Origin of the sequence: Tritonibacter mobilis F1926 (genome assembly GCF_000376545.2) — a bacterium.
GTDB lineage: Bacteria > Pseudomonadota > Alphaproteobacteria > Rhodobacterales > Rhodobacteraceae > Epibacterium > Epibacterium mobile.
This window is the reverse complement of the sequence record NZ_CP015231.1, coordinates 689111-715783: the sequence shown is the minus strand read 5'-3', so window position 1 is coordinate 715783 and position 26673 is coordinate 689111. Positions and strand designations below refer to the sequence as shown.

At 58.9% G+C, this 26673-nt stretch carries 22 protein-coding genes; 10 read left to right on the top strand and 12 right to left on the bottom strand.

The annotated features are described in order from the left end of the window. Positions 1–2 precede the first annotated feature (2 nt). The 11 genes from K529_RS18850 to K529_RS18795 all read right to left on the bottom strand — a co-directional run bounded on the left by K529_RS18850 (position 3) and on the right by K529_RS18795 (position 12918). Positions 3–1424 (bottom strand): 3'-5' exonuclease, encoded by a 1422-nt coding sequence (locus tag K529_RS18850; protein WP_005637061.1) that lies wholly within the window; start codon positions 1422–1424, stop codon positions 3–5. A gap of 5 nt (positions 1425–1429) precedes the next feature. Then, on the bottom strand, positions 1430–1948 hold the full coding sequence (locus K529_RS18845) for a hypothetical protein (protein ID WP_005637063.1): 519 nt from the start codon (positions 1946–1948) through the stop codon (positions 1430–1432). Between the two features lie 4 nt (positions 1949–1952). After that, entirely contained in the window at positions 1953–3773 is a 1821-nt protein-coding gene (locus K529_RS18840; RefSeq protein ID WP_005637065.1) for a DUF294 nucleotidyltransferase-like domain-containing protein, read from the bottom strand. A gap of 95 nt (positions 3774–3868) precedes the next feature. Further along, the gene (locus tag K529_RS18835) at positions 3869–5653 is read right to left on the bottom strand and encodes a sodium:solute symporter family protein (RefSeq protein ID WP_005637067.1); all 1785 of its coding nucleotides are present in this window, start codon (positions 5651–5653) and stop codon (positions 3869–3871) included. 5 nt (positions 5654–5658) lie between these two features. Beyond that, positions 5659–5919, bottom strand: coding sequence for a DUF4212 domain-containing protein (locus K529_RS18830; protein WP_005637070.1), 261 nt, complete (start codon positions 5917–5919; stop codon positions 5659–5661). 653 nt (positions 5920–6572) lie between these two features. Beyond that, entirely contained in the window at positions 6573–7124 is a 552-nt protein-coding gene (locus tag K529_RS18820) for an acyltransferase (RefSeq protein WP_005637073.1), read from the bottom strand. 178 nt (positions 7125–7302) lie between these two features. Further along, the gene (locus K529_RS18815) at positions 7303–8529 is read right to left on the bottom strand and encodes a DegT/DnrJ/EryC1/StrS family aminotransferase (RefSeq protein WP_005637076.1); all 1227 of its coding nucleotides are present in this window, start codon (positions 8527–8529) and stop codon (positions 7303–7305) included. Positions 8530–8635: 106 nt separating this feature from the next. Further along, positions 8636–9697 carry a TDP-N-acetylfucosamine:lipid II N-acetylfucosaminyltransferase gene (locus tag K529_RS18810; RefSeq protein WP_040643025.1) on the bottom strand — a complete coding sequence of 354 codons (1062 nt, stop codon included), beginning with the start codon at positions 9695–9697 and terminating at the stop codon, positions 8636–8638. Positions 9698–9819: 122 nt separating this feature from the next. Then, entirely contained in the window at positions 9820–11394 is a 1575-nt protein-coding gene (locus tag K529_RS18805; RefSeq protein ID WP_005637082.1) for a tripartite tricarboxylate transporter permease, read from the bottom strand. Next, on the bottom strand, positions 11391–11942 hold the full coding sequence (locus tag K529_RS18800; RefSeq protein ID WP_227512287.1) for a hypothetical protein: 552 nt from the start codon (positions 11940–11942) through the stop codon (positions 11391–11393). Before K529_RS18800 ends, K529_RS18805 begins: the two co-directional genes overlap by 4 nt. Before the next feature lie 22 nt (positions 11943–11964). Further along, the gene (locus K529_RS18795; protein WP_005637088.1) at positions 11965–12918 is read right to left on the bottom strand and encodes a tripartite tricarboxylate transporter substrate-binding protein; all 954 of its coding nucleotides are present in this window, start codon (positions 12916–12918) and stop codon (positions 11965–11967) included. A gap of 108 nt (positions 12919–13026) precedes the next feature. On the opposite strand from K529_RS18795, the gene K529_RS18790 reads away from it, so the two are divergent. Further along, positions 13027–13521: a MarR family winged helix-turn-helix transcriptional regulator gene (locus K529_RS18790; RefSeq protein WP_005637090.1), complete on the top strand. Its 495-nt coding sequence runs from the start codon at positions 13027–13029 to the stop codon at positions 13519–13521. Further along, positions 13518–14948: a sulfatase-like hydrolase/transferase gene (locus K529_RS18785; protein ID WP_005637093.1), complete on the top strand. Its 1431-nt coding sequence runs from the start codon at positions 13518–13520 to the stop codon at positions 14946–14948. The genes K529_RS18790 and K529_RS18785 overlap by 4 nt, the downstream gene beginning before the upstream one ends. Positions 14949–14969: 21 nt before the next feature. Here the strand turns inward: K529_RS18785 and K529_RS18780 are convergent, their stop codons facing one another. Further along, positions 14970–15857, bottom strand: coding sequence for a LysR substrate-binding domain-containing protein (locus tag K529_RS18780; protein WP_046002555.1), 888 nt, complete (start codon positions 15855–15857; stop codon positions 14970–14972). 129 nt (positions 15858–15986) lie between these two features. On the opposite strand from K529_RS18780, the gene K529_RS18775 reads away from it, so the two are divergent. The 8 genes from K529_RS18775 (at position 15987) to K529_RS18740 (ending at position 26666) form a co-directional block, all read left to right on the top strand. Next, positions 15987–17135, top strand: a complete 1149-nt coding sequence (locus tag K529_RS18775; protein WP_046002556.1) for an ABC transporter ATP-binding protein — start codon at positions 15987–15989, stop codon at positions 17133–17135. Then, a complete protein-coding gene (locus tag K529_RS18770; protein WP_005610385.1) occupies positions 17132–18142 on the top strand; it encodes a carbohydrate ABC transporter permease in 1011 nt (336 codons plus the stop codon). The genes K529_RS18775 and K529_RS18770 overlap by 4 nt, the downstream gene beginning before the upstream one ends. Next, entirely contained in the window at positions 18139–19113 is a 975-nt protein-coding gene (locus K529_RS18765) for a carbohydrate ABC transporter permease (RefSeq protein WP_005610383.1), read from the top strand. Before K529_RS18770 ends, K529_RS18765 begins: the two co-directional genes overlap by 4 nt. A 131-nt stretch (positions 19114–19244) precedes the next feature. After that, positions 19245–20498: an ABC transporter substrate-binding protein gene (locus K529_RS18760; protein ID WP_005610381.1), complete on the top strand. Its 1254-nt coding sequence runs from the start codon at positions 19245–19247 to the stop codon at positions 20496–20498. 82 nt (positions 20499–20580) lie between these two features. After that, the gene (locus K529_RS18755; protein WP_005610379.1) at positions 20581–21435 is read left to right on the top strand and encodes a phosphodiesterase; all 855 of its coding nucleotides are present in this window, start codon (positions 20581–20583) and stop codon (positions 21433–21435) included. Then, positions 21432–22247, top strand: coding sequence for an HAD-IIA family hydrolase (locus K529_RS18750; RefSeq protein WP_046002557.1), 816 nt, complete (start codon positions 21432–21434; stop codon positions 22245–22247). Before K529_RS18755 ends, K529_RS18750 begins: the two co-directional genes overlap by 4 nt. Positions 22248–22380: 133 nt before the next feature. Further along, positions 22381–23526, top strand: coding sequence for an efflux RND transporter periplasmic adaptor subunit (locus K529_RS18745; RefSeq protein WP_005610375.1), 1146 nt, complete (start codon positions 22381–22383; stop codon positions 23524–23526). 11 nt (positions 23527–23537) lie between these two features. After that, positions 23538–26666, top strand: coding sequence for an efflux RND transporter permease subunit (locus K529_RS18740; RefSeq protein WP_040641339.1), 3129 nt, complete (start codon positions 23538–23540; stop codon positions 26664–26666). The last annotated feature ends 7 nt before the right edge of the window (positions 26667–26673 follow it).

The window sequence follows — 26673 nt, the reverse complement described above, 5'->3', positions numbered from 1 at the left end:
CGTCAGGTCAGCTGCACCACGCGTTTTGGCTGTTTTGGGTTCATATCCTTCAGCAACCGGCCATGTTTGCGGGTTTCCTGTACCAAAGCGCCAAAGGTCTCAATGCCCTTGCCCTGCAACAGCGGCAGCAGCTTCACCAATGCCTCGGCTGTCGCTTTGGCATCGCCGAGGGCCGTGTGGCGGTGCTGGGCGGGGATCTCGATTGCGAGACGTTGGCACAGGGCATCCAGAGAGTGCTCTTGTGAAATGCCAAACACCACCGCCGACAACAGCACCGTGTCCAGAACCGGATGGTCCCATTTGATCCCCGTTGCACGTTCTTGCTGGCGCAATAGTCCAATATCAAAGGGCGCATTATGCGCCACAAGAACCGCGTCTTTGGCAAAGTGATGAAAGGCCGGGATCACCTGTTCTATGCTGGGCGCATCTGCAACATCCGCATCGCGCACCCCGTGAATCTTGGTGGAAGCTGGCGGAATTGCCCGGCCCGGATTGACGTAGGCGTCGAACACCTCGCCCTCGACCAGACGCCCGTTCATCACCCGCTGGGCCGCGATTTGAACAATGGCGTCGGTTTCCACCGAAAGCCCCGTGGTTTCCGTGTCAAACACGACGAAACACAGATCAGACAGTTTTGTCTCTTTGGCGTCAGCGGTCATCTCGCGCTCCAGAAGGTCGAAATCAAAGACCAATGGGCGGGTCTCGGCCTCATTCAGAAGCGCGGTGTCATAGTCGATAAAGATGATATCACCTTCCTCGCCCAGCGCTTTTATGCGGGTATTGAAGGTGCGGCGGTGGCCGACGTCAGACAGCTGAAAAGCCCCGTTCAAAGATGTGCCACTGGCGCGCAATTGCGGCAGCGCGGTCAGGTCGAAATAATCCGCAAGCGGTGCCCCAAGACGCGGTGGCGCGATGGTGGCCAGAATGGCGGCGGCCTGCGCGTCATAAAGCACGATCTCTTTGGCGGCATTTACGAGGATGGTCCCAATCGGGATTTCGCTCAGCAGGGCGGTCAGGCGCTCTCGTTCCTTGATCAGGCGGCGGGTGTGCTCTGTGCTCTCGGAAGGTGGCTGGCTGGCTTTGGACAGGGCTTGGGCTGCGGGTGCCAGATCACCGAGATATTGCGCCGCCTGCATGCTGAGACCCGCATCAACACCGGAATGCGCGCGCAGGCGCAGATTGGTGGAAAGCGTCTCGATCGGGCGGGCGACATGTTCGTCGAACAAGAGCCAGACCCCGAGGATCAACCCTGTGTTCAGAAAGGAAAAAATGACGCAGGCGGTGATCAGTTGGGACAGGCTGACCCCCTGATCCGCACGCGCCCAGACAAAGGCCATTGCCGCCACCGCCAACACCACCGCGCCCACTGCCAAGAGACAGAAGAACAAGAAGATGCGCAGGCGTAGGGACAGACGCTTTGCCATCGTTCTTACCCCTTGCAAGCCAGTGCTAGGATCGGGTCGTCGGCCCCCATCGCCTGCCAATCCGCGTTTGACACAGTGCCATCAGCGGCAAAATCCGCGCCGTCGATCAAAAGCGCCGCGCGCCCGCCTGCACAGTCAAAGAGCATCGGTGCCTGATTGACCGGGGACCAGCGCCCAAAGAAATAAAGATCCGCCAGCTTTTGATCGGGCAAATCCTGATGCGCGCGCGCGGTGGCAACATCCAGCGCCACAAACCGCTTGGTATAGGGCCAAAGCTGTGTCCACGGGCGCAGCCAGCCCTGTTCGTCGACGGTCATCGCGACCTCAAGCCCCTCTGGCAGGCGCTCGGCGGTGCGCGCATACCATGTGTACTCGTTGGAAATCGTCATGCCGATCATGCCCAGACCAGCGGCCACGGGCATCATCCATTTTGGCAGGCGGCGGCCGGTCGAGATGTTCAACAGCATCACGAGGCCGGCGCAGGCAATGCCCGCCACGATGGTTGCGATCAATTCTACGAACATAGTGTCATCCTAAAGTTCCTGTGCCCGATCCCACCGCCGATTGCATGGTTTTCACCACCACGAAGGCATTGCGCAGATGGCTGCGTTCGAAATCGGACAGGTTGGACGGGTCGAGATAGTTTTCCGGCGCGTGTCCGGCCTTGATCTGATTGGTCTGCAACTCCAATCGCGTCGAAGCGATGAGGTCATAGGCGTCCAACAGATCAGCGCCGCCAGAGGCCGACAAAAGGCCGGTTTTTATAGCCGCCTCAAGACGGGCGCGGGTGTTCACCGGGCGCAGGCGCCCTTGCAGCGTATAGATGCGCCCCAGATCGACAACGGGCACAACGCCATTATGTTTGAGGTCCAGTTGATTGCGGTGATCGCCGGAGCGGATCGTCGCAAGCCCGCGCAAAAGTCCGAGTGGCGGCTGGTGTTTCAGCGAATTTGAAATCATATGCGCCGTAAAGATCGAGTTCTGGGAGGCGGCCTGCAATGTATCGCTCTGCAGGGTTTCAAACAGGCTGCTGTCACCGCCGATGGGGCGCAAATCAAACATCACCGAAGCCAGCATCTGGGCCTCTGGGTCGGGTTTGGCGATCCATGTCTGGAAATATTCGCGCCAGACCCGCAGCGGCTGACACCAGCGCGGATTGGTCGCCATCATGTCGCCCGGACAATAAAAATACCCACAGGTATTCAGCCCGTCGCAAACAAACTGCGCAAGCTTTGCAAAATAAGGCATCTGCGCCTCTGTGACCGCGTCCGACAGGATCAGGCAGTTGTCCTGATCTGAGACGCCCGTCTGTTCCTGTCGGCCCTGAGAGCCGCAGGCGAGCCACAGATAGGGCACAGGCGGCGGGCCGAACCGGGCCTCTGCCAGCGCCAGCAAACGCCGGGTCGCCGTGTCGGCAATATCAGTGATCAGGCGGGTGATGACCTCGTGCCGGTTTCCGGCCTCGACAAGTTGCAACAACACCTGCGGGATCTGGGAGGTGGCGCGGGCCATCTCTTCGGCGTCGGCAGCCCGTGCGACGCGACCAACCAGATCGGCAGAGGACATCGCCTGCGCGCGGGTCAGATCGGTCTGGGTGACGATCCCCAACAGCCCTGCCCCATCCACAATCGGGACATGGTGGATGTTGCGCTCCACCATCAGGTGCAACACATCCGTGACCAGCGCCTCTGGTGCCAAGGTCAGCACATTCTGCGTCATGATGGTGGCAATGGGCGCGAGGGGATCGGCGCCGCCAACGACCACCTTGCTGTTCATATCGCGCAAGGTGACGATGCCGTGAAACCCGTTTTGGTCACAGACGCAAATCGACGAGATATGATGGCGATACATCTGCTCAGCGGCAGTGCGAATAGAAGCATCCGGCGCGCAAGTGACCGGATCGCGGCTCATGAGCTGCGCGACCGTTATTGTGGCAAGGCCGGACCCGTTGGGCGGTGGCGGGCGGCGGCGGTCAAAGAAACGGGCGACCGATGCCTGTTGATTGATCAGCTCAAAAAAGGCGGCGGAGGGTAGCGCGATAATCTGGCTTGGGGCGTTTACAGTTGCCGTGCGGCTGGCGGTCTCGCCGCGCAACAGCGCGCGTTCCCCGAAGGAATTGCGTGGCCCAAGGATCGAGAGCTGAACCCCGGTCTCATCGGTGATTTCAACCTCGCCTGTGACGATGATGTAGAGATATGCGACCTCCTCCCCGAGCGAAAAGATCGTAGCGCCTGCGTCGACAGTCCGCACCGCGCACCGCTGCGCGAGCGCCGTCAGCACCCTATCCGGCAGGCTGTCATAGGGGTGCACAGAGGCAAGGAATTGGGTCAGGGCCACCGGGAGGGGCATGTCTCAAGCCTTTGAAAAGATGCCCTGCCCACGATGGCGTGGACAGGACACTGTGTAAACATAAGACAACGCCGCGGGGGCGTTGCCTATGGGTCTTAGTGACCGTCGACCGCCTGACCTGCGCCGCGCGGCACACGCACGCTCTCGACGAGGTCCTTGATGTGCTGCGGGGTCTCTTTGGTCATATTGGTGACCACATAAGCCACGGCAAAGTTGACCAGAGCGCCAATCGCACCAAAGGAGGTGGATTTGACCGGGCCGAGCAGCGGGTCGGCATCCGTGAACGAATTGGTGTCCGGGATGAAGAACCAGCCCTTATGCAGGAAGATATAGAGCAAGGTCACAACCAGACCTGCCAGCATGCCCGCAACCGCACCGCTGTTGTTGATGCGCGTCGAGAAGATGCCCATCATCAGCGCCGGGAAGATCGAGGCCGCCGCCAGACCAAAGGCCAGCGCCACCGTCTGCGCCGCAAAACCCGGCGGGTTGAGGCCCAGAAGCACCGCCACCACAATCGCTGCTGCCATGGAGATCCGCGCCGCCAGAAGCTCGGATTTTTCCGACATGTTCGGGGTCAGCTGACCTTTGAGGAGGTCGTGGCTCACGGCTGACGAAATCGCCAGCAAGAGACCCGCTGCGGTCGAGAGCGCGGCTGCGAGACCACCGGCCGCAACCAGACCGATGACCCAACCCGGAAGCGAAGCAATCTCGGGGTTTGCGAGCACAAGGATGTCGCGGTTGAAGTTGGTCAGCTCGTTGCCTTTCCAACCGTTGGCTTCGGCTTTGGCTTGCAGATCGGCATTGGCGTCATTGTAATATTGAATGCGCCCGTCGCCGTTCTTGTCTTCCCAACCCAACAGGCCGGTTTTCTGCCAAGTGGCCATCCACGCGTATTCCGGATCGGTTTCGATCTGCTCGACGCTGACCGCCTCGGCATTTGTGCCGTTGGGCCACATCAGGTCAGAGATATTGAGACGCGCCATCGCCCCCACAGCCGGAGCTGTCAGATACAAAAGCGCAATGAAAACAAGGGTCCAACCCGCCGACCAGCGCGCATCAGACACACGCGGCACCGTAAAGAAGCGCATGATGACGTGCGGCAGACCTGCGGTGCCGATCATCAGCGACAGGGTAAAGAGCACCATGTTGATGGTGGAGCCATGCGCGGCTGTATATTCCGCAAAGCCAAGGTCGGTGACGATCTGGTTGAGCTTTGCCAGCAGTGGCTCGCCGCTCTCGGTGGAGCCAAACAGACCCAGAGCCGGGATTGGGTTTCCTGTGAGTTGCAGCGAAATAAACACCGCCGGGATCGTGTAGGCGGTAATCAGCACGCAGTATTGTGCAACCTGCGTGTAGGTCACGCCCTTCATGCCGCCAAACACCGCATAGGCAAAGACCACACAGGCACCGATCAACAGACCCCAGAAGGCGTCGATTTCAAGGAAACGCCCAAAGGCGATGCCCACACCCTGCATCTGTCCGATCACATAGGTGATTGAGGCCACCAGCAGACAGATCACAGCCACCAGACGCGCGGTCGGGCTGTAGAAACGGTCGCCAATAAATTCGGAAACGGTGAATTTGCCGAACTTGCGCAGGTAAGGCGCAAGCAGAAGCGCCAGCAACACGTAACCACCGGTCCAGCCCATCAGGAAGGAGGAGTTGTCATAGCCGGTGAAGGCAATCAGACCCGCCATGGAGATAAAGGAGGCCGCCGACATCCAGTCCGCCGCGGTCGCCATACCGTTGGTGACCGGGTGGACGCCGCGCCCTGCGGCATAGAATTCCGAGGTTGATCCGGCCCGTGCCCAGATCGCGATCCCGATGTAGAGCGCAAAGGACGCACCCACAAAGAGAAGGTTGAGGGTAAACTGATCCATGCTGATTACTCCTCGTCCACGCCGTGTTCTTTATCGAGTTGGTTCATGCGCCAGGCGTAAAAGAAGATCAGCGCCAGAAAGACGAGGATCGAGCCTTGTTGGGCGAACCAGAACCCAAGATCGGTGCCGCCGACAGAAATGCCGGAGAGCAAGGGGCGCAGGATGATCCCGAACCCAAAAGAGACCAGTGCCCAGATAACCAGACTGATCAGAATGAGCCGCACATTGGCGGACCAATATGCGTTACTATCTTCGTTTGCACTCATGGTGCTTCCTCCACTTTTATCTTGTTCAGCAGGTGGTTGGCGGCGGGATGAATGTCTGCGCGAGAGCTTTCGCGCACTGTGATCCGCCGCGAAACCGACCCAACACCTGCATGCGCCCGCAGACGCTCGCCTCCCTGTGTTGATCCGGTTCCAACCCCATCTCGTTGGCCAGAAAGAGAAACAGCAGTGGCATTGCGGCCTGTGGGCTGAACCACCCACGGCGCAGACACGTATGTTAGCCCTGCGTTTGCCACCTCAACTCCTCCCAGCGTTGCGTGATTCCCTCCGCGTTGCACGCCAGAAGGAATTTTGGTCACACTGTAAACGCGGTGGTTGGTCATTGCGCGATTTAGGCGCGTATCAGCAAAACTTCTGTAAATTACCCATCATGTTTGCGGAAACGCGGAGTAAATTAGTTTTCTCCTCGCGCTCCTCAATCAGATCTCTTGCACCTGCCAAGGCGGATCTGACCAGTCAGAGCAGTTTCGCGCACAACCCAAAGAAGTGCCCGCAGGAAATGCGGCGCATAACATTTTGCGAAGGTGATGTGTTCAGGGCACCGGGCGGAAGGCGTCAGAAGTTGCGTCCCACCCTCGACCTTGGGTGGCTATTTTGGTCTTCCAGTTTTTGAATGGCGAAAAGCCCGGCTGTCGCTAAAGAACCGGCAGTGCGCGCCCTCTTGCTTGCAGTAGCTCTTCTTCCTGTTGCAGCAAGGCCTTACTACGTGTTTTCAACCTGCGTGCAGGTGCACCGCAATAAACCCCCCAAGATTCCAAAGGCTTGTTGACCAAAGACAGAGCGCCGACGGAGGCGCCGTCGCCGATTGATGCACCGGGCAGCACGACGCTTCCTGAGCCGATGATAACATGTTTGCCGATGTCGACAGCTGCTGTTGTGACATTCAAAAATGCACGCGGGACCGTTGGGTTGGTGAGGCAGTCTCCGGAGTAGTCGTCACTCACAGAATAGATGCGCACGCCCTGAGACAACCCGCTGAAATCGCCCAACCTGATCCCGCCGGAGCACGTAAGGTGGCAGTACCCTCCGATGTGGATGTAACTGCCGATGGTGAGATCGCCGGTTGCGCAAGCTAGGGTGACCCCCCCATCTATGCGCACGTTGTCGCCGATAGAGATGTTTTCCAAACCAAGGATCGTGCAGTTCTTGGCGATCTGCACATCCTGACCAACATATTTGAACCCCATCCCTTGGAGTTCACTGGAAGAGTAGTATCCGGGGTTAAATGGGTTGGTCTTTGTCACAGCTCTTCATCCTGCCAATCTAAACCAGCGCGGCATTTTTTGGTATGTACCGCCCCGGTCTTATTATCGAGTGCGCTGCACTTGGGCCGCCCAACCATTGCTTTGGTACCACCGGTTGCGGTTACGAAACTTTCCGCAATCGCAGCTTATTGTCGCTCAAAACCGTCCCTGCAGCGCGGCGGGACAGCAGTTGACAGACATCACCGACCACGGTGAGCGCTTCTTCTGGCAGGTTGGGGCCTGTCGGCAGTACGATGATCCGCTCCGCCAGTTCCTCTGTGACCGGGAGTTTCCGGCCTGCGTTGGGCTGCAAGGAACGGTAAGGCTCCATCCGGTGACATCCGGGCCAGAAATATTTTCGCGCCAGGATATTCTCAGCCGTCAGTGTCTCCAGAAGCTCATCACGAGAGTACGGAAAGGCCGCATCCACTTCGAGCACGACATATTGGTGGTTGCGTTCCTCCTCGGCCTTTACCGGCATCAAATGAAGTCCAGGAATACCGTCTAATGCTGCTGCGTAGGCAGCGTGACGGGCTTTATTCACGTCCATAACGCTGCTGATCGCGTCCAGATTGGCGAGCCCCATCGCGGCATTGATTTCAGTCATTTTGCCGTTGGTGCCGGGGTGGCTCACGGTATCTGGCCCCGAGAACCCAAAGTTGCGCATCAGTCGCATCTGCTCTGCCAAGGCATCATCATTTGTCGTGACAGCACCACCTTCAATACTATTGAAGAACTTGGTGGCGTGGAAGCTGAAGACTTCGGCATCGCCAAAGCCCCCGACGCGTTGCCCATTGTGTGAACATCCAAATGCATGGGCCGCATCAAACACCAGTTTGAGGTTATGCTCCCTTGCAATGTACTCCAACGCCTCTACGTCGCATGTCCCGCCCCACAGATGCGTGCCAACAATCCCTGTCGTGCGGGGGGTGATGGCCCGGCGCACGGCTTCGGGATCAATACAGTGATCTTGGGCGCTGACATCGGCAAAAACGGGACGCAATCCTTGCCATGACACCGCATGCGCGGTCGCGATGAACGTATAAGATGGCACGATCACCTCGCCCGACATACCAACGGCGCGAATGGCGATTTCCAGCGCGATGGTGCCATTACACATAGCAACGCAGTGTTTTACGCCAAGATAATCCGCGATCCGGCGCTCCAACTCGCAGACCATCGGCCCGTTATTGGTCAGCCAGTTGCGGTCGAGAATATCGTCAACAAGCCACATGAATTTGTCGCGATCCGCTACATTCGGGCGCCCGACGTGCACGGGGAAATCCAGTGCTGGGGGCGCACCGTTTATGGCAAGGTCAGCATCGGTGCGGATCGGTTTCTGGGTCATCTCGGGGTTCTCACATTCTAGAGGAACTTGGCACGTGCGCAGGTTTTGGCGCGATGGTGCTGTTCCAACTGTGAAGAAGCTTAGTTAAAAATGGCTGAAGGGCAGCTCAGGATTGCGCCGCGCGACCGTAGCAGATGTGTTTCACGCGCTGAAACACCGCCGCGCGGTTCTCTGTCGACTGCATGTGCACATCCGTCACTTGGTTTTGCACAAAGGGACTCAGCTCGACCGCTTGACGGAAGTCTTCGTTCTCCAGACTGCAGATGTCCTCCACGTCCGGGTAGCCAAAGTTCATCATCTGCAAATAGCCGGGATTGGCCATCGTCTGACCGCTTGGGGTCGTAATCACCCGCCGCATGAAGACACGGGTGTTGTTCAGATAGGCACTGGCCAGAGACCCCAGCGCCTGTTGGCGGTTGTGCGCTGCAAAATATAGCTCCGCACGAGCGATGATGCTGTTGTACTCTTCCAACGGCAGCATACCTTCTTGTAGCGTCGTCTTTTCCCACACACCTAGGTCACGGGCTTTGTCAATCAGGCGTGCCCGATAGTCCGGTGTCCCATTGTAAGCGAATGGGATGTGGTAGCGGTGGTCTTTGAAGTGGCTTGCAAGCTCAAGCATATAAAGGTGGTCGTTGGACGGATCGCCGGAATTTCCGAGAATGATCAGCTTTTCCTTGTCGAGATCGCTGGATTGGGTTGACGCATCCACCTTGTGACAGGAGCCGGGGATCTCTGGCAGGGTAATCTGCGGATAGCGCACCAATTCACCGCAAAACGAAATCGCACAGGAAAAACCATTCAGGAAGTCAAAGCCCGCTGGTGCCTGAGCGACCATATGAAGATCGCCGCCCCACATGCACCAGACAACATGGGCGCGACGCTGGATCAGCTGCTTTGAAATCTCGAAGGAATGCTGCAGGAACAGGCTGTGAACGATCACGATGTCTTCTGGCGCAAAGGCCAGATTGCCCGTGAAGGTCGCCGTCGAAGGCCAAATGTCCTGCGCCTTCACCACAAAGGATTTCTGATGAGAGTTGGATGGCAGCACTACGATTTCATGAGCGTCATCGCTTTTTATATCGGCTAGGTTTTTTGCCAAGCTGACCAGATGGTTGCTGTCCGGTATCAGGTGGATGAACTTCATTTCCGTATTGCCCTTTCTCATTCAACCGCCTGCTAAGCCGGTGCGGTGACATCACGGAATTTCTAGTCTGCATTCTTTAAAAACATGTTTAGAATTTTCATAAATATCGCGCCGACCTCCCAAGGAGCGCAGTGATAGAGGGCCTACCTCTCACGCCCGAGGAACATCAGCGCGGCCAGTGCCAGCAGCAGCAGTATCACCGAGGTCGGGCTGGAAAACAAAAACCAAGGGTCCGCCCCGGATGCGGCAAAGGCCTCTCGGGCGCTGCGCTCAATGGGACCGGCGAGGATAAAGGCGATGACAAACGGTAAAACCGGCACTGCGAGCTTACGCATGGCCCAGCCCAGCACGCCAAAGGCCAATGTGGACCAGATGGCAAACATCGAGGTCTCTTGCACATAGATCGCGGTCAGTGAGACCAGCAGAACAACGGGCAATAGCCGCGTTGCGGGGATCTTTGCCAGCCCGCCCATTGCCCGCATCACTCCACCCCCCACGGTCCAGTTCAGGACGTTGCCCAATGACATCAGGGTAAAGATGCCAAACACCGTGACGAGTTGCGGGTTCAGTGCCCCGTCTGGCATACTGAAGACACCCGGCCCGGGATTAAAGCCGCCAATGCTGTCAGCGGCGAGGATCAAGAAAACTGCGGCCGCATTGCCCGGAATACCAAGCGACAGAACCGGAATGAGATTGGCACCGGAAACAGCGGAATTCGCAGCTTCGGTCGCAGCGATACCCTCGGGCGCGCCAGTTCCCAAAGGTTGCGCCTGCGGGTGACGTTTGATGCGCCGCGCCGCCATCGTGTAAGAGAGTGTCGCCGCCAAAGTGGAGCCGACCCCCGGCAAAGCGCCAATCAGCGCACCGATGACAGCCCCCCGCCCCACATAGGGTGAAATTCGGCGAATATCCCCCGGCTGCAGCCCATCCTGTGTCGAGCCCTTCTCCACCGGAATTACGTCAAGCGCATGATTATCAAGCCAAAGCCGCTCTAGCGTTGCAAATATCTCTCCGACGATCAGTACGCCAAGCACGGCCGCGATCAACGGGATGCCGCTTTGTAAAACATCAAAGCCCAGCGTCAGGCGCGGCGACAAATCATTCCCCGTGGCGATGTAGGCCACCAGCAGGCCAAGGCTGACCGAGAGCAGTCCTTTGCCCACTGACCGCCCCATAACAGCTGCCACGAAGGAGATCGACAGGATCAGCAGCGCGGTCTTTTCCGGCAGGTCAAGATAGGCTTCGACCACCACCGCCAGAAACGGCGCACAGATAAAGAGCATGAGATCGGAAAACGTATCTCCCGCCACCGAGGACAGCTGTGCGATGCGCAGGGCGCGGCGCGGTTGGCCCTGTTGCGCCATCGGAAACCCATCAAGCGTGGTCATCATCGCATCTGGAGTTCCGGGCAGATTGAACAAGATTGCAGGCACCGCACCGCCCAATGTTGCGCCTTTCATAATGCCGATCAAAAATCCAAAAACCGGCAGCAAAGCATCGGGCGTAAACCCAAAGGCCGAGATCAAGAGCGGCAGCGAAATTGCCATGGCCATCGGCCCCGCCAATCCCGGCGTTGCCCCCACGGCAATGCCGGTGATCAGCCCTGCCACAAGCATGACGAGCGCAACTGGCAGGCCGATACCAGCAATTTCCAGTATCGCAGGCCCCTGAAAAACCGACAGGATTCCCAGCCAGACGTAATGCAGCATCTCAGTCATTGGTCACCATTTGGCGGCAAGAGGAGATCATCAAAGGCGAGATCAAAGACACCGATCAGCGCGCCAACCCCTGCCATGCCCAACAGTGCGGCCCGCAGCGTCACACGATGTTCAACCAAAGAAATCAGCGCCGTCACGAGGCCCACACCGCCCAGAATGAAACCGAGATATTTCCACGGGGCGGTATCGCGCAGGTTGCGATAGCTGTCGTCCACCCCGGACAAGGCCACTGCAAGCGGCCCGGTCCAGATCATCGCCCCAAACGCCATCAGGCAGATCACCAAAATTACGAGCAGAAACCCGAGACTGCGCCCATTGGGGTGAATATCAGCCTCGCGCTTGCGGGCTTCTAACAAGATCAGCCCACCAGAGAGCGCCATCAGGCCAAGGGACACGCCCGGTGCCATGGCATCCCCGATCGAGACCCGGCCCCGTTTTGACACCAGATAGCCCGAGACCGTGTCCTGCGGCACCCAAAACACCAGCGCGAGGACCGCCAGCGTGATCACCGCCAGTCCCAAACCATGTGTGAAAGTCAAACGTCGCACAGGCGCGCCCCCGGTTGCGGAGTTACTCGGACACCGCTTTGATCAGCGCCGCGGCGGCGGCATTGGCATCTGCCATATAGGCATCCAGATCTTCACCCGTCCGGACCGAGGGACCGCCAAAGCCCTTTGTCAGCAGCGCATTTGCCTCGGTTGCGCTGTCTTCGGCCACGGCGCGGATCGCATTGCCCAGCGCCTCACGTGCTACGGGATCAAGACCGCCCGGCGCGATGAACATAAAGTAGCCGTCGAGATAGAAGTCGCTGCCGAGATCTGTGATAGCGGGTGCATCGGGGGTATCCGCCAACGGGGCCTTGATGCCGCGCGCGATATTGGTCATCTCGCCTTGCCGCACCGATTTTGACTGCGCCCCGGCGACCCAGCCGATGTCCACATCACCGCCGCGCAGCCCGTCCATGACACCCGCACCGCCGCGCACCTCGACGATATTAAAATCAATGCCGGTCTTTTGGCCTAGATGCCACGCCATATCGGCCTGCCGGTCGGAGGCGGTGGCAAAGCGGATCGGCGTGCCGGCCTCTGCGGCGGCTTTGACCTTGTCCCAACTGTCGAACGCACCACCCGCCATGGCGACGAGGCCGGACTGAAACTCTGCGGTGGTTGCCAGTGCTGTAAATTTATCCAGTTGCAAGGCTGGATCCCCAACGGCCTGCGCCGAGTAGGTCAGCGTCTCGGATACGACCATGCCAAAGGCCGTGCCATCTGCGGGCGCCTTGACCAGCTCCGTTGCCAACGTCAGCCCGGAATTGCCCGGCAATTGCTGAGGAATGATGGTCCAACCATATTTTTCTTCGATCCCCTGCGCGATCAGCCGTGCCTGCGTGTCAGCGCCCCCACCGGCGGCAAAGCCGACATACATGGTGATCGGACCGGGGGGTGCCCAGTCTTCGGCCTGTCCGACACTTGTTGATGAGATCAGCACTGAGGCCGCGAAAAGCGGCTTAAGAAAAATGTTCATGATATCCTCCCTCTTGCATTCAGGCTGACTCAAAGTGGTGGACCTGTCAACGACTAGGTTGACAACTCCACCATCATGGGCAAATTTTGAACCAAAGGAGACCATGAGATGCAGGGTGATTTCACCGAAGACGAAGATGCGGCCAGCCGGATTGAGACGGCGCTCCCTTTGAGCTTCATGATCCATCAGTTGAGCCTGAAGCTCGCCGCGCAGGCGCGCGCGGTGATTGCGCGGCATGGTGATCTGACCCTGCCCCATTGGCGCATCATCCGGGTGATTGGCATGGAGGCTGCGGATGGCTCTACCGCGATCCGCAAGGTGCTGGGCTTTGACAAAAGCCAGTTCTCCAAAACCGTCAACCAGTTGCAAGCACGCGGTTTGGTCGAGATTTCTGACCACCCCACAGACAAACGCCAGTTCCGCCTGTCTCTGACCCCCGACGGGCAGGTGGCGCTGGATACCCTGCGGCCGGATCTGGACGCCCGTCAGGCCTTTTTGATGCAAGCGCTCTCTTCTGAGGAGCGGGCGATGATCCGCACTGCACTGACCAAGCTCGGCGCGGCCGCCGAGATCACTGACTTTCCGACCGGACACACACCATGACGCGAACAAAAAACCTCCTTGTTATCATGTCGGATGAGCATCAGGCCCGTGCGCTGTCATGCGCCGGTCATCCGCTGGTCAAGACGCCCAATCTGGACCGTTTGGCCGCGCGCGGCATCCGCTTTAGCAACGCCTACACCCCGTCACCGATCTGCGTCCCGGCCCGTGCTGCCTTTGCGTCGGGGCGGTATGTGCATGACATTCGTCTTTGGGACAATGCGATGCCCTACACGGGCAAGCCGCGCGGGTGGGGACATGCGTTGCAGGACAAGGGCATCCGCGTCGAGAGCATTGGCAAGCTGCATTATCGCAGCGAAGAAGATCCAGCCGGGTTTGATGTCGAGCACATCCCGATGCAAGTCGCCAACGGCGTGGGGATGGTCTGGGGTTCGATCCGGCGCGAAGACGAAAGGGTGCGCAAGGAAGGCCGGATGCTTGGCCCCTATATCGGCCCCGGCGACAGCACTTACACCCGCTACGATCAGGCGGTGATCGCGCGCACCGAAGCGTGGCTCAAGGAGGCCGCCACAGACGAAAATCCATGGTGTCTTTATGTGGGGTTGGTGGCCCCGCATTTCCCACTGATCGTCCCGCAGGAATATCTGGACTTCTATCCGCTGGACAGCCTGCCACCGTTCAAACTGCACACGATGGATGGGTTCGAAAATCACCCATGGGTCGCAAAGCAAAACTATGCGCTGCTGGGAGATGATGGTTTCACCGATCATGCTGAACGCAAGCTGGCAGCCGCCTGTTACTTTGCGCTCTGTAGCTTTCTTGACGACAACATCGGTCGGCTGATGGCCGCGCTGGAGGCCAACGGACAGTTGGAGGAGACCACAATTCTCTATACCTCGGACCACGGCGACAATGTGGGCGCGCGCGGTTTGTGGGGCAAATCAAACATGTATGAGGAATCCGTGGCGGTGCCGATGATCCTTGCCGGCCCGGACATCCCCGCAACCACCTGCACCACGCCCGTAAGCCTGCTGGATGTGTCGCAAACCATCATTGATCACTTCGGCGCATGTCTTGAGGGGGAGCGACCGGGGGAGAGCCTTTATGACCTTGCCACCCGTGCCGTAGACCCTGAGCGGGTGATTTTCTCCGAATACCATGCGGTCGGTGCCGTTTCCGGCGCTTATATGGTGCGCAAAGGGCGCTGGAAACTGATCCACTACCATGATTTTGCGCCGGAGCTCTTTGATCTGGACAGCGACCCGGAGGAGACAACCAATCGCGCCGCAGATCCCGAATGTGCCGACGTGCTTGCGGAACTTTATGAGGCGCTCAATATGATCTGCGACCCGGCAGCGATGAACGATCTGGCCTTTGCCGATCAAGACGCGATGATTGCAGAGTATGGCGGCCCGGAGCACGCCATGCATATGGGCGCGCCTGCCGCCACGCCGCCGCCGGAAACCTGATCCCTCTGCCCGCCAGCGCGTTTAAGCCTCCGTTGACGTCCCCGCGCGGCCTGCGGTTTCCAAAAACGCGCTGACCGTGGGTGTGTCCATCTTTGTGCGCAGGCAAAAGAGATGCTCGGGAAACGTCTCCGGGATATCAAGGATCGGAACTCTGACGATGCCGCCCTCGCGCAGAGAGGCCGCGTTGAACATAAAACCGATGCCGACGCCCTGCGCTGCGGCCTCGAACACTGCCTCGCGCGATTCCAGCCAGAACAGCGGCGTCAGACTGAGACCTCGCGCTTTGAGTGCCGCGTTGAGTTCGCGTTGCGTCTGCGAGCGCCCGCTGCGAAACAACAATGCCTGCCCGGAGAGATCCGCCAGTCGCAGGCTTGCGCGTTTGGCAAAAGGATGCGCTTGCGGCACCAGCGCCACCAATGACTGATAGAGCAATGGCGTGCGAAACATTTCCGACCCGGAGGGTGCAGCGGTCAGAATGCCAAGGTCGGCGCGGCGCTCGCGAATGGCGGTCACAACCTCCTGCCAATTGCCAAAGGAGATGTCGATCTTGATCCCCGGATAGCGCTGGCGGAACCGGGCGACCTGCTCCATCGCCGGACCCGGCGCGCCTGCGGCAATCGACAACTCTCCCACCTCTAGCGCGCGCGCCGTCAACAATATTTCAGCAGCGTCGCGTTCCACCTCGCGCTGTGCGGCGGTGCGTTGAAACAGGCGATGGCCCAGTGTGGTCAGCTCAGAACCGCTGGCGGTGCGTTCAAACAACCGGACGGAAAACCCCTCTTCCAGCGCCTTGATCTGTGAGGTGATCGCCGGTTGCGACAGGCCCAAAGCCCGCGCCGCAGCAGAGAAACTGCCAGTCGCGGCCACTTCGTTGAAGGCTCTGATCTGCGACGAGGTGGGGCGTTTCATAAGGGCCTCATAAGGTTTTCGAAGCTATAACCTAGACTAATAATGTGTCACTCAAATCACAAGAATCCCCTCTAGCTCTTGCCTCGACCGCAGCCCGACAGACCGGGCATTGGATAAGAGGACAGGACATTGGCGACAGTGACCCTTCGGGGCATCCGGAAGAATTTCAAAGAAACAGAGGTGTTGCGTGGCATCGATCTGGCAATCGCGGATGGCGAGTTCGTGTCGCTGGTCGGCCCCTCCGGTTGCGGCAAGTCGACGTTGTTGCGGATCATCGCCGGATTGGAAAGCGCCAGCGGTGGCTCCATCGAAATCGGCGGAGCGCCGGTAGACAGGCTGCGCGCCGCAGATCGCAACCTGTCCATGGTGTTTCAATCCTATGCGCTCTACCCGCATCTGACCGTGGCAGAGAATATCGCGGTGCCGTTGCGGATGCGCCAACTCAATACCGCACAGCGCTTACCGCTGATCGGGCGCGCGGTACCGGGGGCCCGCGAACGAGGGCGTGAAATCGACGCGCGCGTTCTGGAGGCCGCCAAGACGCTGGAAATCGACCAGCTTCTTGATCGCAAGCCCGGACAATTGTCGGGTGGGCAGCGACAGCGGGTGGCGCTTGGGCGGGCGCTGGTGCGCGCGCCTGCCGCCTTCTTGCTGGATGAGCCGCTGTCGAACCTTGACGCCAAGTTGCGGGTTCACACCCGCACCGAGATTGCCGAGTTGCACCGGCGTCTGGCTGCAACCTTTATCTACGTCACTCACGATCAGGTCGAGGCAATGACCATGTCGAGCCGCATCGCAGTGATGATGGGCGGCGAAATCCTGCAATGCGATGCGCCCACGCGCATCTATGAGGATCCCAACGACCTGCGGGTCGCCGAATTTATCGGCTCGCCCCGGATCAACGTGCTGCCCGCCGAGAGCGACAGCAGCGGGCGGATTTCGGTGCTGGGCAAGGGCCTGCCTCTGGCCTTGCACGAGGGACGGCAAACGCTGCAACTTGCCCTGCGCCCAGAAGCGCTGAGCCTGACCCATCATACCCCGCTGCTGCAGGGCCGTGTCGTTCACGCGGAAAATCTCGGCCATGAGGTGTTTGTTCAGATCAGCCTCGACGGTGCAGAGCAGCGGGTGGTGTTGCGGACGGATCCGGCCATGCAGGCGCAGCTTCATTTGGGGACCAAAGTGGGGCTGACCTTTGATCCCAACCGGGCGCTGATCTTTGATGCGAAAGGTCAACGCCAGCGCAATCTCCTGCGCGCCTTGCAGGAGATACCGGCATGAGCGTTGCAGATCTTCCGTCCAGCGCGCGCAGCACAGCCGATCCCGACCGCCGACAGGCGAGTGCGGGCTGGCTGATGAGTGCGCCAGCGCTGGCGCTGATGCTGACCATTCTGATTGCCCCGGTGCTGCTGGCGCTGATGCTCAGTTTTACCGATTACTCATTGGGTAATCCCAGTTTCAACTGGGTGGGCTGGGACAATTATGAACGCATCTTCACCCGGTCGACCTATACCAAGATGCTCTCTGCCACATTCACCTATGTGATTACCGTGGTGCCGCTGTCCGTTGGTCTTGGCCTTGGGGCGGCGCTCTTGATCCAATCCTTGACCCGTGGCGCCGCGATCTACAAGGCCGTCTATTTTCTGCCCGTGATGGCAACTCTTCTGGCCATGACGATCGTCTGGCAACTGATGCTGCACCCTTCTATCGGGGTAATTAACCGAGGGCTCGAGGGGCTTTGTGCGATGCCCTTTACCCGTGGCCTTTTCAGCCTGTCGTTCCTTGACCTTAGCCCGGAGGCAACATGGTTTGGCCGCGTCTGCACCGAGGGCGCACCGCTGTGGCTGGGGGACCGCGACTATGCGATCTGGGTCGTGTGTTTCATCGGCATCTGGCAGGGCTTCGGCTTTAACATGGTGCTCTACCTTGCCGGACTGACGGGGGTATCCCGAGAGCTTTATGCTGCCGCAGAAATGGATGGTGCGCGCTCCTATTGGGAACGCTTCCGGCTGGTGACATGGCCTGCCCTGGGGCCGACAACAGTGTTTGTTGTCACCATCACCTGCATCCGCGCCTTTCAGGCCTTTGACACGGTAGAGGCGCTGTTTTCGCCCGGCGGCGGTCCCGGAAAATCCGTCTATGTCATGATGTTTGCCATCTACGAGAAGGGCGTCACGCAGAACCTGATGGGGATCGGCGCGGCCATCACCGTGTTGTTCCTGATCTTCGTCATGATCCTGACCCTGATCCAACGCTGGATCACCGAACGCAAGGTCCATTACACATGACCCGCTTCTCCCCTTCCCTGATGATCCGTCATTTCATCCTGATGATCGGCGCAGTTGTTGTCCTTGCCCCCTTTGTGGTGATGCTGAGTTATTCGCTGAAATCTCCGGCTGAAATCGAACGTGGCACCGGTGGCCTGTTTGGCGCGCAAGAGATGATGGTGGACCCGAAATGCGCGCTTAGAAACGCGCCGCGCCGCGGAGATATCGAGACTGCGCGCACGCGCTTTCCCGACCGCGACGACAGCGCCATCCAGACCCTCCTCACCGAAGAGGTGAATGCGGCCTGCGAAGTGCGGCCGGTGGTGTTCAACTACCGCTCAGCGTTTCAGGACGCCCCGCTGCTGCGCTACCTATTGAACGGCGTCATCGTCACCGCGTCGATCTTCCTATTGCAGATCCTCATCGCGCTGCCTGCGGCCTACGCCCTGTCCAAACTGAAGTTCTGGGGGCGCGAAGCGGTGTTTGGATTGGTCCTGTTCTGCCTGTTGATCCCGGTACATGCCATCGCACTGCCGCTTTATCTGGGGCTCGCGAAGATCGGCCTGACCAACACCTACGCGGCTCTCGTGGTGCCATGGATCGTATCGGCCTTTGGGATCTTTCTGATGCGCCAGTTCTTTATGACGGTGCCGGACGATCTGGTGGATGCGGCACGGATGGATGGAATGACCGAGTTTGCCATCGTCTGGCGCGTGATGCTGCCGACGGCTGTCCCGGCTCTGCTCGCCTTTGCGATCTTTTCGGTGGTGGCGCATTGGAACGACTATTTCTGGCCGCGCATCGTCGTCACCGGAGACCGGAGCCTCTTCACCCCGCCGCTCGGCCTGCGCGAATTTCAGGCCGGTGCGGATGGCAACCTTTATGGGCCGATGATGGCAACAGCCACGGTGATCGTCATTCCCCTGATTGTTGCATTCATGCTCGCGCAGCGGCGCTTCATCGAAGGGATCACCCTGTCGGGCATGAAGTGACCCGCCCAGAACCTTCGGCAGCGACATCGACCGCTGCATGCCCCGTTCAATACCCGCCCCACGGGCCAGCCGACCGGCCCGTGGTCTCTTCCTCCTCGCAAAATCAACCTGAAAACCCAGAGAGTTCTGACATGAAACATACCCTTATTGGCGCGCTATTGCTCACCACCTCGACCCTGCCCGCGCTGGCACAGGACGACACCATCACCATCGACTTCGTCTACCCGTATTCCTCGCTTTTTGATGTGACCTACGAGGCGATCATGCCCGCATTCAAGGCGGCGCATCCCAACATCAACATCAATATCCGCGCCTCTTACGAAGAGTATGAAGACGCCTCCAACACCATCCTGCGCGAAGCGGTTTCCGGCAATTTGCCCGACGTGACCATGCAAGGTCTGAACCGCCAGCAGATCCTTGTTGATCGTGGTATCGCGCAATCTCTAGAACCATTCATCGCCAAAGAGGCTGATTTTCAAAAGGATGGCTACCACGAGGCGATGCTGTCCCTCTCCACCTTTGGGGGTGAAGTTTACGGGCTGCCATTTTCTGTTTCATTGCCCGTCGGGTATTACAACATGGACCTGCTGAAATCCGCCGGGGTCGAGACATTGCCGACCACGTGGGACGAGGTGGTTCAAACCTGTCAGACGCTGAAAGCATCAGGCAGCGACAATCCGATTTACTGGGACTGGGCGATCACCGGGAACTGGTTCTTTCAGGCGCTGATGTGGACGCAGGACGTTGCACCGGTAGAGGGCAACCACATCAACATGGACACGCCAGAAGCGCTGAAGACCCTGGAAACCATCAAGAAGATCGTCGACGGCTGCGAGATGAAAAACCTCAGCAGTGATGAAGCAAACTCTGCCTTTGCGGCGGGCGATTTGCCGATGATGTTTACCTCGACCTCGAATGTTGGCCGCATGCTGACCATCAAGGATGATTTCGATTTTGTCACCGGTGCCTACCCCGGTATCGACGGCCAGCCCGCCGGCTTGCCCGCAGGTGGCAATGCCGCTGTGATGACCTCTACCTCGGATGATCCCGCCGTGCGGGATGCCGCCTGGCAGTGGCTCAAGTTCATCACCTCTGGCGAAGGCGCCGCCGAAGTGGCCCGCACCACCGGCTACATGCCACCAAACCGCGCAGCCAACGACCTCATCCTTGCCGATTTCTATGAGCAGAACCCCCAGAAGGCGACCGCCGTGAAACAACTGCCGCTGTTGCGCGACTGGCAAGCCTACCCCGGCGACAACGGGCTGGCGATCACTCAGGTGATCTACGATGGCCTGGAGCGGATCGTGACCGGCGACGCGCAGGACATGGAAGAGCTGCAGCAAGAATTGTCCGAGGAAATCGAAGACCTGATGCCGCACAGCTAACCTGAGAGGCACAGCCTCACACCGGGGCGGCCTTTGTAAGGGCCGCCTCACTTTTCAAATGATCTAAGACGTGTGATCCCTCATGAAGTTTATCCATCTTACCGACACCCATGTCATCGGCGGCGACCGCACGCTTTATGGCGCAAACCCAGCCCGCCGCCTTGCGCTGGCTGTGGACAGTATCAACGCCGAACATGGGGATGCGGATTTCACCGTCGTCACCGGCGATCTGACCCATTGGGGCGACGCGGATGCCTATGCCGCCTTTGAAGCCCAAATCCGCCGCCTGTCGATGCCATTGGTACTGATGGTCGGCAACCATGATGATACGGCGGCCTTTGCCCGTTGTTTCCCAGAGGTTGCGCGGGATGAGCACGGATTTGTGCAATCGCGTCGCGAGACATCGCAGGGCAGCTGTTTGTTTCTCGATACCAAAGCGCCCGGCACCCACGCAGGTGGCTATTGTGCCCAGCGCCTTGCGTGGCTCAAACAACAACTCGACGAGAGTTCTGGCCCGGTGTTCCTGTTCATGCACCACCCGCCGTTTCGCCATGGGATTAACTCAATGGATGCGATCATGATGCTCGATCATGACGCCTTTTGGCGCGTCATTGAGCCGCATCGCCCGCGCATCCGTCACCTGTTCTTTGGTCACGTTCATCGTGCGATCTTTGGCAACTGGCGCGGCATCTCTTATTCATGCATGCGTGGGCTCAATCATCAGGTGACGCTTGACCTTGGCACGGATGCAGACGCCATCGACGGCGATTTTGCCGAGCCCGCCTATGGTGTGGTGCTGGCCGATGAGGATTGCGTCACGGTGCATCTGCATGAGTTTGCCAGTCGCACGCCCCGGTTCTCGTTGCATGCGCCTGCGGATCAGGCGGATGAGGACTACGCGCTTTCCATGGTGCATCCGGGCTTTCGCGATCTATGAGCGATCCTTCGCGCCACACCGCCACTCACCCTGACCAACAGCCAGACGCCACGCAATCGCGCGCGCTTGTGGACCGCGCCGAGCGCATTCTCTGTGACCTCGACGGCTGCCTGATTTCAGGCAGCCGCGTTTTGCCGGGCGCTCAGGCCTTTGTGCGCAGATATGCATCGAAACTTTTTGTGGTCAGCAATAACTCCACCGACACTGCCGAAACCCTGTCGCGACGGCTGGCACATATGGGGCTGTCTGTGCCCGAACCCCGGGTCATCTTGGCCGGAGAAACTGCCCTCGCGCGCGCGCGTGACACCGTGACCTCTGGCGAAATTCGCCTGCTTGCGGGTGCGACCATGCAAGAGCGGGCCAGAAAGATCGGCTTGCGCCCTGCCTCTGACAGGCCAGAAGCGATCGTCCTGTGCCGGGATGCCACGCGCCCGCAGCTGGAAGCTGCGCTTCCTTTGTTGGAACGCGGTGTGCCGATGATCGTGGCCAACCCCGATCTGACCCATCCGGGGGAACATGGCCCGGTGATCGAAACCGGCGCACTGCTGGCGCTTTTGAAAGCCTGTGTGCCACGCCCAAACATCACATTGGTCGGGAAACCATCAGCCTATCTGTTCCATGCGGCGCTGGGATCCGTGCCCCCCGCAAGTGCCGTGATGATCGGTGACAACTTGGAGACAGATATCGCGGGCGCTCGCGCCCTCGGCATCCGGGCCATTCATGTCTCTCCCGGCGGGCTATGCGCGATGCTGCCGGACCTTGGGCAAGAGACAGACAACGCCAGCACAGAGCCGCTCATTGCGGGTGTTTAACCGCCCCGCAGGCTGGCAAGTCGCCCGGAGCCAATCGCAACGATCTTCTTGGCAGGTGGCACCAAGTGTAGTCTAATGATCATAAGTTATACTGTAGAAGCGTAGTTAGGCATAATGATTTAGGGAGGTCGGCATGGCTTCAGCTGGTACCACAATGAAATCCCGCGGCCATATTGGATGCGCCATCAAGTCCCTGTTATTAGTAGCATTTACATCGCTCACCCTTCCTGCACATGCACAAAGTGAGAGCGCCGCACCACCCGCCCCCGCCGTTACAGTCGCCCTCATCAAAGAGCGGAGTTTTCAAGAGTCCGAAACCTTCTCTGGCCGGATCGAAGCCATCGAATCTGTAAATTTGATTGCGCGTGTGCAGGGGTACCTTGAGGCGCGGCATTTCGAGGAAGGGTCCTTTGTCGAAAAAGGCGATCTGCTCTACGAGCTTGACCAAGACATCTACCGCAACACGCTGACCCAAGCGCAGGCAGCCCTGCAAGTTGCACAAGCCAATGAGACTCTGGCTCAGCAAAAATTCAATCGTCAGGAAGAGCTGACAAAACGCGATGTGCAGTCCCGCGCCCTTTTAGAAGAATCGCAGGCCAATCTTGCGGTGAGCCAAGCAAATGTCGCCGCCGCCCAGTCAAAGGTCGAAGCGGCTGAAATCAACCTCGCCTACACAAAGATCACGGCGCCGATCACCGGGTTGATCGGGCGATCTGTTGTCTCTACCGGGGATCTGATCAGCCCGCAGTCGGGTCCGATGGCCACCATCGTGCAATCCGATCCAATCTATGCCAGCTTTCCAGTGCCGCAGCGCAGCATGATCGATTTTCGAAAACGCGGTGCGCGCAATGAGGACGTGTTTGTCTCGCTCACCTTGGCCGATGGGTCGACCTATGAGCATCACGGCAAGATCTCTTTTACTGATGTCAGTGCAGCGGCATCAAGCGACGCCATCATCGTACGTGCCACCGTGCCCAACCCCGACAACATGTTGATAAATAATGGCCTTGTCGATGTGAACATCGTCGCGAATGAGGACACGAGCAAGCTCGCGCTGCCGCTTCAGGCGCTGTTGCTGGATCAACAGGGTGCTTATGTTCTGGTCGTGGATGAGGACAACATCGTAAAGGCCGCGCGGATCGAAGTCGGAGAACAACGCGGCGGATATCTGGTTGTGCAATCCGGGCTGGACGCGGGGGCCAAAGTCATTGTTGAGGGCATCCAGAAAGCCCGCCCCGGCAGCAAGGTCGCGCCGTCCATCCTGAACGAAGCCAACTAGGGGGCGGTGCTGTGATTTCAGAGGTCTTTATTCGCAGACCGCGATTGGCGATGGTCATCTCTATCGTGATCACGATTGCCGGTCTGATTGCCATGTCTGCCATCCCGGTGGCGCAGTATCCCGAAATTGCCCCACCCACCGTTCAGGTCAGCGCAAGCTACAGTGGCGCGGACACTGAAACGGTCGAAGAAGCCGTCGCTGTGCCGATTGAGAGCCAAGTCAACGGCGTGTCTGGCATGCGCTACATGCGGTCCAATTCCAACAACGCGGGTGAATATAGTCTAACCGTCAGTTTTGAGTTGGGCGAAGACCCTGACATTGCCACGGTGAACGTGCAAAACCGTGTGAAACTGGCAGAGCCGCGTCTGCCGCAGGCGGTCAGGGATCAGGGTCTCAAGATCAAGAAAGCCTCGACCGACATTCTGCAGGTCTTTACCTTTCATTCCGAAAACCCAGACCATGATCAGATGTTTTTGGCCAATTTCGTCGCCATCAACATCATTGACGAGCTCAAACGCATCGACGGTGTGGGCGATGTGTTCAACTACGGCGTCCGTGACTACGCGATGCGCATTTGGCTCGACCCGCAGAAAATGTCGGATCTTCAGATGACCGTCGATGACGTTGTGGGGGCCATTCGCAGCCAACACCTGCAAGCCTCTGCCGGGCGGATTGGTGCCGCGCCCCTGGTCGAAGACGGGGCTGGCCTGCAGATGACGATTGTCACCAAAGGCAAGCTGCGCAATGCCGATGAATTCAAGGAGATTATCCTCAGAAGCGACGCGGACGGCTCCTTTGTTCGGGTAAAGGATGTGGCGCGCGTGGAGCTTGGTGCCGCAACCTACGATGTTGAAACCCGGTTCGAGGGCAACCCGAACGCACCGATTGCCGTCTTCCTGTCGCCCGGCGCCAACGCAGTCGCGGTGGCAGAAAATGTGCGCGACAAGCTGGAAGAGTTGCAGCAGCGCTTTCCCGAGGGGGTCTCTTACAGCTTTATCTACGATACTGCCGAATTCGTGGAGGCGATGATCGAGAAGGTAGAGCACACGCTGATCGAAGCCTTCATTCTTGTTGGGATCGTGGTGTTTGTCTTCCTTGGCCGTCTGAGGCCGACCATTATTCCGCTCATTGCTGTGCCTGTGTCTATTGTCGGGACGTTTGCGGTGCTTCTGGCGCTGGGATATTCGGCGAATACGATCTCACTCCTCGCGATGATCCTTGCGATTGGTATCGTGGTGGATGACGCGATCGTCGTGGTTGAGAATGTTGAGAAGGTCATGCACGAAGAGCCTGACCTGTCGCCTGCGGATGCGACGCGCAAGGCGATGAAGGAAATCACCGGCCCGATCATTGCGATCACCTTGGTGCTGCTGTCGGTCTTTGTGCCGGTTGCATTCCTGCCCGGATCAAGTGGCGTGCTGTTTCGCCAGTTTGCTGTGACCATTTCGGCTGCGATGGTGATCTCTGCAATCAACGCGCTGACTTTGTCGCCTGCCCTATGCGCGGTGCTGATGAAACCGGGACAGCCGGTGAGCTTTATGCGCAAAGTCTCCGATGGGATCGACGCCTTCAGCCGAGGCTACGGCAACGTCATTCGCAGGCTGGCGCGGCTGGCGGTTCTGAGCTTGGTTTTGACCGCCCTCTTTGGGTTTGCCACCTATAGGATCGGCAGTATCACGCCCTCGGGCTTTTTGCCGGCCGAGGACAAAGGGTTCATTCTTGCGGTTGCAACCCTGCCGCCGGGGGCATCGCTTGATCGTACCTTTGAGGTTCTGGAACAAGGGGACGCCCTCATCCGTGAAGAAGAGGGCGTAGACAGTATAGTCACTGTCGCGGGCTTCAGCCTGATTGATGGCGGTCTTGCTTCGAACGCGGGTGTTGTCTTTATCCGTCTTGCGGATTTTTCCGAACGCGAAGACCCCTCTATGCACTCAACCGAAATCGTGCGCCGGATCACTGGACGATTGCAGCAGATTGGCGGGGCGAACTTCCTTGCGCTGAACCCACCTGCCCTGCCGGGCGTTGGGACAACCGGCGGCTTTGAGATGATGCTGGAAGCGTTGCAAGGGCAGGACGCCACAGAGATGGCCGCGATCATGAATGGGATCGTGGTCTCGGCCAATCAGGACGAACGCCTCGCTGCTGTCTACTCCACCTTTGATGCCGCAACGCCGCAAGTGCGCCTCGATATCGACCGGGATCGGCTCTACACGCTTGGGCTGACCTTGCCGCAGGTGTTCTCTTCGCTGCAGGGGACCTTAGGCGGTGTCTACGTCAACGACATCACGCTGTTTGGCAAAGGGTTCACAGTCTGGGTCAATGGGGATGCCGAATACAGAGACAATATCGGCGCGATTAACAATATCCGCATCCGCAACGCGGCGGGCGAAATGGTGCCGGTGTCGTCCTTTGCGACCGCGCGGCTGGAATCCGGCCCCAGATCGCTGGTGAGATACAACAACTACCGTGCCGTCGCGATCAATGGCGGCCCCGCTGCCGGGATCGGTGATGGCGAGGCCATCGCCGCGATGGAAGAAATCGGCGCGGCCTCGATGCCAAATGGCTTTGCCTATGAGTGGACCGGTATGGCCTCTGAGGTCAAAAGCTCTGCCGTACAGGCAGGCATCGTGTTGGGCTTTGCGCTGCTGTTTGCCTATCTGTTTCTCGTCGCACTTTATGAGAGCTGGAATGTGCCCGTGGGCGTCATGCTCTCTGTTGTTGCTGCCGTTATGGTCGCCATATTCGGCGTCTGGGTCGCGGGATCGTCGGTGGACGTCTACGTGCAGATCGGGATCGTGGTGCTTATTGCGCTGGCCGCCAAGAACGCCATCCTGATTGTGGAGTTCGCGCTGCTGCGTCTGGGCGAGGGTAAATCCATCGAGGAAGCGGCCGTGCTGGGGGCGCAAGAGCGTTTCCGCCCGGTGATGATGACATCCTTTGCCTTCATCGCTGGGCTTGTGCCGCTCGTGACGGCGTCGGGACCGGGAGCGGACAGCATGTTTGCCGTTGGGGTTCCGGTGTTTGCTGGCATGATTGGCTCGGCAGTGATCGGTGTGATTTTGATCCCGCTGTTGTTCATTGTCTTTGAGCACATGCGCAGCTGGACGCGCCGCAGCAAAACAGACCCAAAATCCCAGTAAGGCCAAC

What these genes read in the sequence shown, in the direction of transcription:
- K529_RS18850 (WP_005637061.1), bottom strand. Translation starts at nt 1,424, where the DNA reads ATGGCAAAGCGTCTGTCCCTACGCCTGCGCATCTTCTTGTTCTTCTGT.
- K529_RS18845 (WP_005637063.1), bottom strand. Translation starts at nt 1,948, where the DNA reads ATGTTCGTAGAATTGATCGCAACCATCGTGGCGGGCATTGCCTGCGCC.
- K529_RS18840 (WP_005637065.1), bottom strand. Translation starts at nt 3,773, where the DNA reads ATGCCCCTCCCGGTGGCCCTGACCCAATTCCTTGCCTCTGTGCACCCC.
- K529_RS18835 (WP_005637067.1), bottom strand. Translation starts at nt 5,653, where the DNA reads ATGGATCAGTTTACCCTCAACCTTCTCTTTGTGGGTGCGTCCTTTGCG.
- K529_RS18830 (WP_005637070.1), bottom strand. Translation starts at nt 5,919, where the DNA reads ATGAGTGCAAACGAAGATAGTAACGCATATTGGTCCGCCAATGTGCGG.
- K529_RS18820 (WP_005637073.1), bottom strand. Translation starts at nt 7,124, where the DNA reads ATGGGGTTCAAATATGTTGGTCAGGATGTGCAGATCGCCAAGAACTGC.
- K529_RS18815 (WP_005637076.1), bottom strand. Translation starts at nt 8,529, where the DNA reads ATGACCCAGAAACCGATCCGCACCGATGCTGACCTTGCCATAAACGGT.
- K529_RS18810 (WP_040643025.1), bottom strand. Translation starts at nt 9,697, where the DNA reads ATGAGAAAGGGCAATACGGAAATGAAGTTCATCCACCTGATACCGGAC.
- K529_RS18805 (WP_005637082.1), bottom strand. Translation starts at nt 11,394, where the DNA reads ATGACTGAGATGCTGCATTACGTCTGGCTGGGAATCCTGTCGGTTTTT.
- K529_RS18795 (WP_005637088.1), bottom strand. Translation starts at nt 12,918, where the DNA reads ATGAACATTTTTCTTAAGCCGCTTTTCGCGGCCTCAGTGCTGATCTCA.
- K529_RS18790 (WP_005637090.1), top strand. Translation starts at nt 13,027, where the DNA reads ATGCAGGGTGATTTCACCGAAGACGAAGATGCGGCCAGCCGGATTGAG.
- K529_RS18785 (WP_005637093.1), top strand. Translation starts at nt 13,518, where the DNA reads ATGACGCGAACAAAAAACCTCCTTGTTATCATGTCGGATGAGCATCAG.
- K529_RS18780 (WP_046002555.1), bottom strand. Translation starts at nt 15,857, where the DNA reads ATGAAACGCCCCACCTCGTCGCAGATCAGAGCCTTCAACGAAGTGGCC.
- K529_RS18770 (WP_005610385.1), top strand. Translation starts at nt 17,132, where the DNA reads ATGAGCGTTGCAGATCTTCCGTCCAGCGCGCGCAGCACAGCCGATCCC.
- K529_RS18765 (WP_005610383.1), top strand. Translation starts at nt 18,139, where the DNA reads ATGACCCGCTTCTCCCCTTCCCTGATGATCCGTCATTTCATCCTGATG.
- K529_RS18760 (WP_005610381.1), top strand. Translation starts at nt 19,245, where the DNA reads ATGAAACATACCCTTATTGGCGCGCTATTGCTCACCACCTCGACCCTG.
- K529_RS18755 (WP_005610379.1), top strand. Translation starts at nt 20,581, where the DNA reads ATGAAGTTTATCCATCTTACCGACACCCATGTCATCGGCGGCGACCGC.
- K529_RS18750 (WP_046002557.1), top strand. Translation starts at nt 21,432, where the DNA reads ATGAGCGATCCTTCGCGCCACACCGCCACTCACCCTGACCAACAGCCA.
- K529_RS18745 (WP_005610375.1), top strand. Translation starts at nt 22,381, where the DNA reads ATGGCTTCAGCTGGTACCACAATGAAATCCCGCGGCCATATTGGATGC.